General features: G+C 61.0%; 9 protein-coding genes. 1 reads left to right on the top strand and 8 read right to left on the bottom strand.

The annotated features are described in order from the left end of the window. Nucleotides 1-3: 3 nt before the first annotated feature. The 8 genes from K3178_RS09810 to K3178_RS09775 form a co-directional block, all read right to left on the bottom strand. Complete coding sequence (locus tag K3178_RS09810; RefSeq protein ID WP_221571256.1) at nt 4-1,146, bottom strand: CpaE/TadZ family protein; 1,143 nt, start codon at nt 1,144-1,146, stop codon at nt 4-6. 49 nt (nt 1,147-1,195) lie between these two features. After that, a complete protein-coding gene (locus K3178_RS09805; protein ID WP_221571255.1) occupies nt 1,196-1,795 on the bottom strand; it encodes a TadE/TadG family type IV pilus assembly protein in 600 nt (199 codons plus the stop codon). Then, nucleotides 1,792-2,286, bottom strand: a complete 495-nt coding sequence (locus tag K3178_RS09800) for a TadE/TadG family type IV pilus assembly protein (RefSeq protein WP_221571254.1) — start codon at nt 2,284-2,286, stop codon at nt 1,792-1,794. The genes K3178_RS09805 and K3178_RS09800 overlap by 4 nt, the downstream gene beginning before the upstream one ends. Then, a complete protein-coding gene (locus K3178_RS09795; RefSeq protein ID WP_221571253.1) occupies nt 2,283-3,842 on the bottom strand; it encodes a TadE/TadG family type IV pilus assembly protein in 1,560 nt (519 codons plus the stop codon). Before K3178_RS09795 ends, K3178_RS09800 begins: the two co-directional genes overlap by 4 nt. Nucleotides 3,843-3,859: 17 nt before the next feature. After that, nucleotides 3,860-4,159: a hypothetical protein gene (locus K3178_RS09790; RefSeq protein ID WP_221571252.1), complete on the bottom strand. Its 300-nt coding sequence runs from the start codon at nt 4,157-4,159 to the stop codon at nt 3,860-3,862. Continuing rightward, nucleotides 4,149-5,576: a type II and III secretion system protein family protein gene (locus K3178_RS09785; protein WP_221571250.1), complete on the bottom strand. Its 1,428-nt coding sequence runs from the start codon at nt 5,574-5,576 to the stop codon at nt 4,149-4,151. The genes K3178_RS09790 and K3178_RS09785 overlap by 11 nt, the downstream gene beginning before the upstream one ends. 1 nt (nt 5,577) lies before the next feature. Beyond that, a complete protein-coding gene (cpaB, locus tag K3178_RS09780) occupies nt 5,578-6,507 on the bottom strand; it encodes a Flp pilus assembly protein CpaB (RefSeq protein ID WP_221571248.1) in 930 nt (309 codons plus the stop codon). Between the two features lie 141 nt (nt 6,508-6,648). Then, entirely contained in the window at nt 6,649-6,828 is a 180-nt protein-coding gene (locus K3178_RS09775) for a Flp family type IVb pilin (protein ID WP_221571246.1), read from the bottom strand. Nucleotides 6,829-7,734: 906 nt separating this feature from the next. On the opposite strand from K3178_RS09775, the gene K3178_RS09770 reads away from it, so the two are divergent. Beyond that, nucleotides 7,735-12,719: beta strand repeat-containing protein (locus K3178_RS09770; protein ID WP_247713718.1), on the top strand; the 4,985-nt coding region annotated here is incomplete at its 3' end.

The raw sequence follows: 12,719 nt of genomic DNA, 5'->3' as shown, positions 1-12,719 counted from the left end.
GGATCAGCCCTCCCCGACCAGCGCCAGCAGGTGATCGGCCAGCGCTTCGATGTCCGAAGCGAAACGGCTCCGGCTTTGGACATCCATAGCGAAGATACCCTGCGTCTGAGCCTGTTCGATCAGCTGTGTGTCAGAATGGACCAGGGCAGCAATCGGGTGGCCGAGCGCGTCTTCGATCCCGCCGCGATGCACTTTCTTGAACAATCCCGACTGGACATTGTTCATGGCGATTGCGATGCGCTCGCGGGCGAAATCGAAATCCTGGAGCAAGCGAAGGCGACGCTTCACTTGGCGCAAAGCCGGTAGGGAGGTGTTGCCAACGAGCAGGACCGCATCCGCAGCGAGCATGGCCGACATCGCCCAATTGGTCAGCGACGAAGGCATATCGAACAACACCATGTCATAGCGGCGGCGCGCGATCGCGATGACCGAGTTCAAGGCAGCGAGTTCGACCTCTTCCACCGGCATGATGTCGCTCGGTGCGGCAATGATATCGAGCCCCTCGCTTACCTGAAGAGCAACCGATTTGAAGAGTTCGTCGTCAAGCCTGTTGCCAGCCTCGAGGAGGTCAACCAGGGACTTGCGCGAATGCTGTTCGAGGTAGGACGCGGCATCCCCGCTTTGCAGGTCGAGATCGACGAGGCACACGCGTGCACCCGGTTCGAGGGTCTCCGAGATGATCTGCCCAAGATGTGTGGCGATAGTTGTCGCGCCAGTACCGCCAACGCATTTCTGCACCGCAATGACGGGGGCGAGCGACACTTCCGCGATGGGTTCCTGAGCCCCAAGTTCGCGCTCGACGTCGAGCACTGCCGTCAACAATTCGTCGACCGTAAAGGGCATGGCCACGACATCGCCGATACCTTTGCGCAGCAGCATCCGGGTGATCGACAAATCGATCTGGGGCAAGCCGGCGACGATTGCGAGATTCGGCCGGGCAGCTCGAAGGGCATCGAGCCTGGCGACAGAGCGCTTGTCGACCGGGTCGACCTCCACGACTGCGATGCGTGCCTGCGAAACGAGATCAGCCGGCAACGGATGTGCTGGATCGATTTCGACCAGTGTCACGGTGTCGGCCAGCTGTTCCAGTCCGGAAAGAGCTTCAGCAGATGCAAAGACAAAGACCCGTTCCGGCAATCCGGCCATAGTTCCTGTCTCCACGGTGTTTATGTTTTCGAAGTTGCTCATGGTTAAATCAGTTTGAAAAAGTCCCTTCACTGTCCTCTGCGGTCAGCGAATAGGCGAAATCGGGAAGACCGAACGATCCGATCAACAGACCAAACAACGGATCGTGCTGCATGTCGATCAATCGAACGGTGACGATGGGTGCGACGTCGGGACCGTTGGGGTCTCCTGAAAATCCGAGGCCCGACCAATCGTAGTCGATCTGGACGTTTTCGGCCTCGATATCTGCGTAATAGTCCTGCATGCGCGCCACGATCTGGTCGAAAGCGGCAGCGTCGCGGTTCAGTCCGAAACTGCAGGTTCCCTTGCAGGTGCAACCCGTATTCGTACAGGTTACGCCTGGGAACGCTGACTGGGGTACGACCTCGCCTTGCGAAATTCCCCCGCTGGTGGCGAAACTATAGGTTCTGAGGTCTGACGGGACCATATCGGTCGCAACGGCCCAACGGGCGCCCATTTGGGTTGCTTTTTCACCCTGGTTGAGTGTCCAGGCATAGAAGCCTGCGTCCATGATCCCGAACAGGAAGATGATCATGATCGGCACGACCATGGCGAATTCGGCAGCGGTTGCGCCGCGAACGTCTCGCAGAAAGGCGACGAAGCGGGTCATATGCCGCTCACCACAGCTTCAGCGCCCGCGCCGACGGTGAAGCTGTCATCGATAAGACCGATCCCGGCAAACAGCGAAGGATAGCCGCTTCTCGCCCGCACGAGAACGACCGGTGCTCCGCCGGTGGTTCCGGCAAAAATACCCTGGCTGTCGAAGCTGGCGTCGCAGCGATGGGTGACCTCGATATCCCCAAGTGCCATTCCAGGCACCCGGGGTGCGGAACCGGTAACGGTGCCTGTAAGCGTTACCTGCTGTATCTGTGCAATCGTGGTAGCATCTGCAGTGCCTCCGCACGGGAAACTGGCGAACGGCTGCCGGCCTGCGTAACGTGCGCCTTCGCGCACAGCCTTGATGACTTTCTGTTCCGCAAAGAAATAGGCGCCGGCTTCAAAGCCGCCGAACATCAGCAGCAGGAGCAGGGGCAGCATGAGCGCCATTTCGGTCGCAGCCGAAGCGCGCGTATCGCGCAAGAAGTTGCGTAGCCTTTTCATTCCACCAGGTAAGGAACATCCTTGCGGATTTCCTGCCCCCGGTCGGCTCCGCCGCCCAGTGTCGAACGGCCGATGATCTCGACATATACGTCGCTTGCTTCGGTCACCAACGATGCGCCATTCCCGCGGCGCGCGGACGGCTCGACGAGGAATACGTCCACCCATTCCTTAACCTGCACATCTTCGGTCTTCCCGCGAACGTTCTGGTCGAGGCAATTGATGACGGCGATGCTTAGGACGCGCCGGTCGGGTGCGCTGCCGGGCGGGATTGCTCCGGTGGGCGTCGGGCACAAAGGCGCTCCCTGCGCCGTCAGATTGCCAACCGCTTGCGAACCCAGCTTGTTGTTGGCCGCTTCAAAACGATAAACCTGGTAACGCGTAGGCGTATTCTGCGGGACGGTCAGCAATTCCGTGTAACCGTAGTTCCCCCAGTTGTTGTTGAGGGGCATTGTACCGCCCGGCCAGACATGCGCATTGGAGCGGAAGTAATTCGTGCGGTCCCAATCGGCATTGCCAATGAAGCTGCCGCACACACCAGTCACGCTGACTGCGTGGCATTTGTCGCGCGGGTAACCCATCGGATCGAGAGTGGCGGGATTATATGCGCCGGTCGTGGTCGGTCGATAGGGGTTGGGGCCCACTTGGAAACCGGCGTTGGAAATGCTGCAATTGTTGCCCTGATTCTTGAGCAGGTCGATCCGGGCATTGCCGGAGGGCGGACACAAGCCATCGCCCTGGCCACACACGTTGTTCAGACCATTGGCGTAGATGCCATGGCGCGTATTCAGTGCATCCAGCACGCTGATCTGCTCGCCCGGCTTGGTGGTCACATCGTCGGTTGCTGTGCAGTCGCCCGGGACTTCCGTTCTGCCGAGGGTCCGCGCCGTGGCAATAGCCCCGTTCCCGGCATCGGTTTCGAGATAGCCGAAGTTGCCCGGCACATATCCTCCGCCATCATTGGCGATAAGGCGGACACCATAACCAACGTAGTTCTCGACCGGGAATTCGAGCGAGCCAGGCTCGTTCGGATTGCACATCATGATCGGAGGAAGCTTGCAGATCGCCGATCCCATGCCAGCCAGTGCCACGCCGCGGATTTGCGGGGAAGAGATTAGCCCGGTGATGGGCATCAAGGCATAGTCGACTGTGCGCAGATCGACGCCGACTTCTATGTAATTGGCGTTGTCATCATTGGTGGCGGCGGTGGTCTTTGCCTTGTCCTGCCAGAACCGGATCTGGCCGACCGCATCGCATACGCCTTCGTTCGGCAGGCTGATCGTATCGTCGTCGGAAGCAAGGATCGCCTTGTTCGTAAGCATGGCCGATGCCGCGGCGGCAGCCCGCGAGCAGGCACCCGTCCGGCCGTCGAGTTGGCTGGCGCCTGCGAGCGCGGCCTGGTCGGCCCCGTTCTGCAATTCGCTGTCCATGCCCATCAGCCGGGCATAATCCATTGCGATACCGGCGAAGGCGATCAACGGGATAAGCGCGAGCGCATAGGTGGCTGCAACCGCGCCGCTCTCGTCGCCGACAAACCTTTTAGTTTTGATCGCCTTCATCGTTCATGCCTGCAGACTTAGTTCGGCCCGCCGCCGTTGCTGATGGATTCGGTCGTGCTGATATCTTCAACCTCCTCGACCTTGCCTTCGCGATAGGCGTCGATCGCCCGTACCGCGTTGGACGCCGAAGTGGGCGGGATCGGATTTTCGTATTCGGGCGAAGGATCGATGACCTGTGCGGCCATGGTCACCCGGTTGGCTTCACCCCATGAAGGGTCGTTCGGCGCAATACCGAACTTGCCATCGGACGTGGTGCAGGCACCGAGGCCGAGAGTGGCCACGGCCAGGATGCCGATGCTGCGGCTATCAATATTCATAGTCACCTCCGTCTGCGTCGGTCGCTTCGGCCGGCAGCTCGCCGGTAATGGGTTCGAGCGGCTTGGGCCGATAGGCCTGTCCGTTGAGCAGTACGTCGGCCTCGCTCGGGTCATAGACACGATCGGTCGGCAGGCGGACCTGGCTCGGCTTGATTGGCGCCACCAGGCGCGGCGTCACCACGATCAGCAGTTCGGTCTCGCCCTTCTGGAAGGAGCTCGAGCGGAACAGCGATCCGATGATCGGGATCGAGCCGAGCAGCGGGACCTGGTTGACAGTGGTCTTGAAGTCCCGCTGCAAAAGGCCGGCAATCGCGAAGCTCTCGCCGTCACGCAGCTCCAGCACCGTGCTGGCCCGGCGGGTCTGCAGGCCGGGAATTTGCAACCCGTTGAGTTCGATCGAAGCGGTCGGGTCGATCGACGACACCTCGGGCTGCACAACGAGGTTGATCACCTTGTCGGAGAGCACCGTCGGCGTGAAGCCAAGACTGACGCCGAAAGGCTTGAATTCGACGGTCACGGCATTGCTGCCACCCTGGCCGCCGCCGCCGCCCTGCTGGACAACGGGGATCGGGAATTCGCCGCCGGCCAGGAAGGACGCAGTTTCGCCCGACAGGGCAATGAGCGTCGGCTCGGCGAGCGTCTTGGCCATACCCTTTTCTTCAAGGGCATCGAGAGTTGCATCGAGGGTCAGGCCGAAAACATCGTCGAAGATGCCGCGGATGATGCCGAAGCTGCCAATAATGGCTTCGCGATTGATGATGCCGTCCTGATAGCTGGAACCACTCCCGTAAACGCCCTGGACATCGGTGCCGTTGCTGAAGAAGGCGCCTCCGCCGAGGTCTTTCCCGGCACTGCGGGAAACTTCGGCAAAGCGGACTTCGAGCATGACCTGCTGGCTGCCGCCGAGCGTCATGAGGTTCACGATCTTGTCTTCCGGCGCATAGGCGCGGGCAAGCTGGACCGCGCGTTCCGCAACGCCGGCATCGCTGACGGTACCGGAAAGGACGATAGCCCCGTTGGAGACCCGCGTCTCGATCGGCTGGCCGGGAACAAGCTGGCCCATCTGGTCGCGCAGACCGGCGACATCGGGGCCGACGGAAATATCCATCACCGCGATGACGCGGTTGGCGCGATCGTAGAGCGTAAGCGAGGTCGTGCCAACGGACTTGCCGAGGACATAGATCGAATTGCTCGAAACCGGGAGGATGTCGGCGATATCCTCGTTGCCGATCATCGCGCGGTCGATCGCCGTATCGGCGGTCAGCACCTGGCTCTTGTTGACAGCGATGTCGACAGTGCCGGCATGCATGCTCGTACCGCTTTCACCGTAGACCTGCGCTTGCGCGGCAGCTGGTGCGAGTGCGGTTCCGGCAAGCGCCAGGGCGAGTGCGGCGAGAGGCGTTTTCAAATGTGCCATCTTAACGCTCCACTTCATAGGATGTGCTGTCGGTCCCGCGGATGACGCTCATGGTCGGGCCGCGCGGGCGGGACACGGCGGCGCTGCGCTGTGCCTGCGCGCTGCCGCCGAGCATGGCGGGTGTAATATTGATAACCGGCTGAGTGGAACCGCCACCTGCATTCGCGCCGCCGCGATTGCGGTTCCCGTAAACCCGGTAGCCCGAGCCGCCGAGATCGGATGTGACGACCGTCTCGGTCGAGCCGACTTCCTGGTTCGCAACATTGCGCAAGGCGAGAGTGAAAGTGCCGACTTCGCGGGCGAGCGCCAGTTTCTGGGCGCCGAAAAGATCGGTCTGAAGCGTTGCGGTCTGGCTGACAGTCGGCTGCGTATTCTTTTCGTCCGCCACCTGGTCGGTCGCAAGCACGAGCACGTTTTCGAGGACGACGGTGGTCATCTTGTCTTCGTTGCTCGCGCCATCACCCGGTATCTGCCGGGTCAGCATCACGTCGACGACATCGCCTGGGCGGACGAAACCGCCCACGCCCGCCACCCGGTTCACGGGAATAGCCACGGCGCGCATGTCTTCGGGAAGGTTGGAGGCAAGCGTCGCGCGCCCGTCGGCGCCGCTGACCTTGCTTGCCAGGATGGGTTCGCCCACTGTGATCGGGCGCAAGGCGACACGGCCGCCCGCTACCGCTTCCTGCACGCTGGTATAGGCACCTGCGGGCACGGAAGTGGCAGGCCAGTTGACCAGCCGCGTGTTGGTATCGGTTATGGCTGTGCCGAAGGCGAGATCCTGTGTCGCCACCACGATGCGCGCCATGCGCAATTCGTCGGCGCGGCGCTCTTCGCGCTCCTGCACTCCGCTGAAATAGGAATTGGCGATGTAAACGGCAATTAGGCCGATGAAAATCGCGATTCCAAGGATGAAGAGGTTACGTCCTCGCATTCCCAGGCCCCCCTTTGGGAAGAGGCGAAAGTTGCCGCCTCACCATAACTATACTGCAATTTCGTCTTTAAGTCATGGCATTAATGCCAGAAGACGAAAAACCCCCGCGGCCAATTGGTCGCGGGGGTCTTCTATAGCTGCTTACCAGCCGTTGTTGGTGTTGGCGGTTTCGATTTCGCCGCCAGCGCCGCTCAGTGCGGTCTGGACTTCGGTGCCGAGGAAGCCGGCAGCGAGAGCGATGCCTGCACCAACCAGTGCGAGGATCAGAGCATATTCGGCTGCCGAAGCGCCGGATTCGTCACGAAGAAAAGCTTTGAACATAATAATTACCCCAAGTCTGAATTCACGGCTGGCACCCCCCAAGGATGGCTCACCGCATCTGATACATGGCCCCGGCATCTATTTCCGGATGACCGCTCGAGAGGGGTAGTGTGGAACCGGCGCGGCCCGATTATTATTATCGGCCCGTTGCGCCGATCGTTGCACGCTGGCTCCTCTCGAAGCCCATTAAAGTTGGATCAAATGTACCGCGGGGTCAACTTTCTTGCAACGATTATCGATTATGTCGGCATTTCAATTGCTTGCCTCGCAAAGGCCTTAAGGGCAATGGTTAACTTTGTGTCGGATTTGTCCAAGTTTTCCATTTCCGATTCAGCGGTTTGGCGAACGGAAGGGCTGGCGATTCGTCTCTCCCTGGCCGATTCGGAAGTTCTCCTGTTTGGCCCCTTTATATAGGGCGCAACGACCTTTCCTTTCCGATCAGAGGGTTGCCGGTCCTCGTGCGTTTGCGCCTCGGCGGGATCGGCTATCGCCCTTTTGTCGAGTCGCGAAATTCCGATCGATCCGGTTAGTGAACAAAGCCCAGCTGGACGCCTGGACTGTCCCGAAATGACACGGTCCGGTCTTATCCTTCTAAATCCGATAGTTAAGTTGCTTGAGGGTCATGTCTGCCCAAATGTTGTTCGCGATGGATCTGTCCAATCAAGTTAACAAGATTGCATCTCGTGTTAAGCAGTGGTTACTTCCCATGCAACGACACATCTATCCTGCGGCTCGATTCGCCGTGGGGGCGAACAACAAGTCGGGACCGCGAGACAGAACGGATGATCCTTGTAATGCAGGTGCTTGGTGCGCCTGCCCGGGGATCCTAAGCCGGCCACCGGCCCGAACATCCGCCAGCTGTCCGCAACGGGGGCAACCCCGCCCGGCGCAAGAAGGACGGATGACATGGACAGCTTCGAAACGGGCAAGGATTTCGCCGAAAACCTGGAAACTGGTCTTAACCAGGACGAACAGGGTAGCGAGATGCAGGGCAACCAGGCTCCCGCGCGGGCAATGCGTGCAGGCGATATGGTGTTGCAGCCCGATGCCGACGGCAGGGTCGTCCTTCCCGAAGGTGCCAGCCTCGAGAACATGAGCGCGCAGGGCCGCGACCTTGTCATCGTCATGGAAGACGGCACCCGCATCATCATTCCCGAAGGCGCCATCATCGTGCCGCAGATCGTTGTCGATGGCGTTACCGTCCCCGCCGCCAACCTCGCTGCGCTGCTGACCGGCAACGAGCCGCAGCCGGCCGCGGGCAACCCGCAAAGCTCGGGCGGCGACTTCGAACAGGATCCGGGCAATATCCAGGATGCCTACGCTATCGGCAACCTGCTTCCCTATACCGAACTGCAGTTCCCGCAGCCGGAAGAAGAGGAGGTCATTCCCTACCTCGCCGACCAGGATCCGGTCATCGTCATCGAGACGCCCGACAGTCCGGCCGGCGTCATCAATGCCATCGCGACCGTCGATGAAGACGGCCTTCCGGTGCGCACCGTCGACGGTGTGGGCGAACCGCAGGGCACGCGCTCGGAAACCAATTCGGAAAAAGCCGCCGGCACGATCGTGTTCAGCGCGCCCGACGGCGTCGACACGGTCAGCGTCAATGGCGTGAACATCATCGAGGATGGCGTTCCCGCGATCGAACTGGGTGACACGATCACCGGCGATAGCGGATTCCTCACCATCACCAGCATCGATGTCGCAATCGGCGAAATCGGCTTTACCTTCACGCTGACCGACAATCTGGTGGCCGTGACGGTCGACGGCTCGTTCATGATGACGGTCACCGATATCGATGGCGATACCTCGACCGCGAACCTGCAGATCAACGTCATCGACGACAACCCGATCGCGCGCGACGATGTGGACGAGGTCGAAGCCGGCACTTTCGGCCCGATCTTCGGCAATGTCGTCCTTGGTAACGATGAAGGCGGTGCCGACGAATCCGGCGCGGACGGTTATGGCATCGACGGCACAGTTACCGGCTATTCGAATGACAATGGTGCGGTCGACACTGTTGGAGATCCTCTCGTCGGCGAATACGGCGTGCTCACCATCGATGTAGACGGCAACTATGTCTACGATCGCTTCCACGACACGCCGGGCGACCGCACCGACGTCTTCACCTACACGATCGTCGATGGCGACGGCACGCCCAGCGAAGCCACGCTGACGATCTACATCGGCGATGCGCCGCCGGTCATCACCAAGGTCCCGACCGGCGACGATGCGACGGTCGTCGATGAAGACCAGTTGCCGCCCGATACAGATAGGCGCGACGACGAATCCGAAGGCTCGGAGTACGACGGTGACGATGAAACCGTCACGGGCGTGATCGAGTTCACCTCGCTCGACGGTGTGTCGACGATCACGATCGGCGACGTCGTCCTTACCGCGGAATTCCTCAACGACGAGGATAACTTCCCGTTCGACGTCATTTCCGACGAAACCGGCACGCTCACCATCACGGATTATACCTACGATCCGGTAACCGGCCTCGGCACGATCACCTACATCTACACGCTGACCGACAATACCAGCGACGATGAAGAGACCGAGGTGACCTTCCCGCTCGTCGTGACCGATCTCGACGGCGATCCGGGTCCGGGCGAACTGAAGATCACGATTGTCGACGACAATCCGGAAGCCAATGACGACCCGCTGGCAGTGGTTGCCGAAGATTCCGTGGATGGAATCGGCGGCAATGTCATGACCAACGACATCGAAGGTGCCGACGGCGCCAACGTGACCGCGATCACCGTTGGCGACCAGACGGTTTCGGTGGAACAAGACGGCACCGATGCGGTCCTGATCACCGCAAACGGTACCTACACGATCGACATGTTCGGCAACTGGACCTTCGTTCCCGTTCCGGGTCTCGACCAGTCGAACGGCCCGGTCGATGCGAGCTTCACCTATACCATCACCGAAGGTCCTGGCGGCGATGACGATGCCGACACCGCCGTGCAGCCCATCCTGATCACTGATGGCGCCCCGCCCGAAGATGCCGAGCCGGTCACCGTAACCGTGGACGACCAGAACCTGGCCGACGGAAGCACGCCGGCTACACCGGTTGTCGACGCAGGGGTGCTCGAATTCACGCCGGGCAGCGATCCCTTCGTGAGCTACGAGTTCAGCGACGACCTGACCACGCTTGGCACCGGCCTCGACTGGGTAGCCGATGGCTCCACCATCATCCGCGGTTACGACAACGGTCGCCTCGTGGTGACGCTTGAACTGACGGTCACCGACACCAATCAGGTCACCGTGACCGCCACGCTCGAGGACAATTACCTCGGCCACTCGAGCCAGGGCGACGAGCTCGACGATCTCGGCTTCGTCAATGTTGTGGCCACCGACATCGATGGCGATACGGCAACCGGCCGCGTCGACGTCGACGTGTCGGACGATGTCCCGACTGCCAATGACGATCCGCTCGCATCGGTTGCGGAAGACGCAGTCGGCACCATCGGCGGCAATGTCATGGGCAACGACACCGAAGGTGCCGACGCAGCAACCGTGACCGCCATCACCGTTGGTGGCCAGACTGTCGTCGTTCCGCAGGACGGCACCGATGCAGTCTTGGTTACAGCCAATGGCACCTACACGATCGATATGCAGGGCACCTGGACCTTTGACCCGAACCCGGGTCTCGACCAGTCCGCCGGCCCGATCGATGTGACCTTCACCTATACGCTGACCGATACCGACGGCGATGTCGACATGGCCGAGCAGCCGATCGAAATCACCGACGGTGCGGGGCCGCCGAATCCGGATCCGGTCACCGTCACGCTCGACGACCAGAACCTGGCCGACGGCAGCACCCCTGCCGCTCCCGAGCAGGATGCCGGTGTCCTCGCCTTCACCGAAGGTTCGGACGCATTCGAAAGCTTCACTTTTGCGACCGACCTCTCGACGCTTGGCGGCAATCTCACCTGGACCCGTGTCGATGACGACACGATCATCGGTGAAGACAACGGCCGCCTCGTCGTCACGCTCGAACTGACGGTCAGCGGTAACAATGCAACCGTCACCGCGACCCTGGACGACAACTACCTCGGCCATTCGAGCCAGGGCGACGAGCTCGACGATCTCGGCTTCGTCAACGTCATCGCCACCGACATCGATGGTGACACGGCAACCGGCCGCGTCGACGTCGACGTGTCGGACGATATTCCCGAAGCCAATGACTACGACGGTGCAGCCTTCGCCGAAGGCAGCGGTGCACATGTAATCGGCGATGCGGCGACGCTTCTCGGAATCGACGGCAATGCCGACGGTCTCGACGGACCGCTGCAGGACATCGTGTTCACGCCGACCACCAGCTTTGGCGGCTCGCTCGAAATCAACGGCGCCGGAGAGCTCGTCTATACCTCGCCGACGAATGTCACGAGCCCGACGACGGTCACCGAAACCTTCACCTACACCGTCACCGACAGTGATGGCGACACGGTCACCCGTGAAGTCACCTTCGACGTCACCGACACGGGTATCAGCAACGTCGGAGCCACCGACACGCTGGTGGACGAGGACAATATCGACGGTCTGGACGGTAATCCCGGCGGCCCCGGCGACGATGCTCAGGTCACTACCGGCACGATCAGCTACACGCTGGGCGCGGACGCGCTCGATGCGATCACGCTTTCGGTCGCATCGACCGGTCTCACCACGCTCGATGGGACTGCGGTGGTCACCAGCTGGGATGCCGGCACGAACACGCTGACCGGCTACGCCCAGGGCGATCCGAGCGATGTCGTCTTCACGATCACCCTTTCGAACATCACCGCAATCGGCGCCGATTACACCGTCACGCTTCTCCAGCCGGTGGCGCATCCTGTTCAGGATGATCCCGCGACGCTTTCCGACACCGAAATCGCTTTCGAGGACAACCTTAGCTTCACCGTCGATGTGTCGGTCACGGATGTCGACGATTCGGAAGGCACAACCAGCTTCACCGTAACCATCGACGATGACACTCCGATCGCCGGTGACAATGTCTCGGCAGGCAATGTCGACGAAGGCGGCTCGATCGGCGGCAGCGTCCTCGGAAACGACTCTGCGGGTGCCGACGGCTATGCCGATGAAGGTCCGATCGTGCAGGTCCGCACGCTCGATGGCAGCGTTGTCGACGCAATGCCCGATGGCAACGGCAACTATGTCGTGGCCACCACTCTGGGCACGCTGACGATCAATCGCGATGGCAGCTACACTTACGAATCCAACCCGAACTCGACCAATGTCGATACATCGGACGTGTTCATCTACACGATCCGCGATGCCGACGGCGACGAAGCCGAAGCGCAGCTGACCATCGGCATCGACAATGTCGCCGGCGACGTGTTCGACGACGACGTGCTGGTCAATGAAGCCGGCCTGCCCAACGGCAGCGACAGCGGGTCGGACAGCGAAGTCGACGCCGATGGCCAGATCACCGTCCAGAACGCCACCGGCCCGTTCCACTATTCGCTGGTCGGCGGTGTCTTCAGCGACAATGGCACGCCCGGCGACACGAGCGATGACACGTACACCATCGATGGAACCTACGGCACGATCGTGCTCAACGCCTCGACCGGTGCGTACACCTATACGCTCGACACCGCATTTACCGACACGGACATGGTCGAAAATACGACCAACACCGTGCTGAATGCAGAAAGCTTCGAGTATGAAGTTCGCGATGCGTCGAACAACCTGATCACCAACCCGCTCGACAACAACGAGATCTCGGTCAACATCATCGACGATGTACCCTCGGTCGCGATCGAACTCGATGCCGATGCCGATGTCGTGCTCGACGAGAGCGGCGACGGAGCCGGAGCGGTCACGCTCACGGTCGGTTCGTCCTACACGGCGGGCAATGATCCGGATGTGGCGGGTTCGAACGCGCT

The sequence above is a fragment of the Qipengyuania sphaerica genome (assembly GCF_019711595.1).
Taxonomy (GTDB): domain Bacteria; phylum Pseudomonadota; class Alphaproteobacteria; order Sphingomonadales; family Sphingomonadaceae; genus Qipengyuania; species Qipengyuania sphaerica.
Note: the sequence above shows the minus strand (reverse complement) of the source record. Positions and strands in the feature narration are given on the sequence as shown.

Coding starts and splice junctions, on each gene's coding strand:
- K3178_RS09810 (WP_221571256.1), bottom strand. CDS start 1,146: ATGGCCGGATTGCCGGAACGGGTCTTTGTCTTTGCATCTGCTGAAGCT.
- K3178_RS09775 (WP_221571246.1), bottom strand. CDS start 6,828: ATGTTCAAAGCTTTTCTTCGTGACGAATCCGGCGCTTCGGCAGCCGAA.
- K3178_RS09785 (WP_221571250.1), bottom strand. CDS start 5,576: ATGGCACATTTGAAAACGCCTCTCGCCGCACTCGCCCTGGCGCTTGCC.
- K3178_RS09795 (WP_221571253.1), bottom strand. CDS start 3,842: ATGAAGGCGATCAAAACTAAAAGGTTTGTCGGCGACGAGAGCGGCGCG.
- K3178_RS09805 (WP_221571255.1), bottom strand. CDS start 1,795: ATGACCCGCTTCGTCGCCTTTCTGCGAGACGTTCGCGGCGCAACCGCT.
- cpaB (WP_221571248.1), bottom strand. CDS start 6,507: ATGCGAGGACGTAACCTCTTCATCCTTGGAATCGCGATTTTCATCGGC.
- K3178_RS09800 (WP_221571254.1), bottom strand. CDS start 2,286: ATGAAAAGGCTACGCAACTTCTTGCGCGATACGCGCGCTTCGGCTGCG.
- K3178_RS09790 (WP_221571252.1), bottom strand. CDS start 4,159: ATGAATATTGATAGCCGCAGCATCGGCATCCTGGCCGTGGCCACTCTC.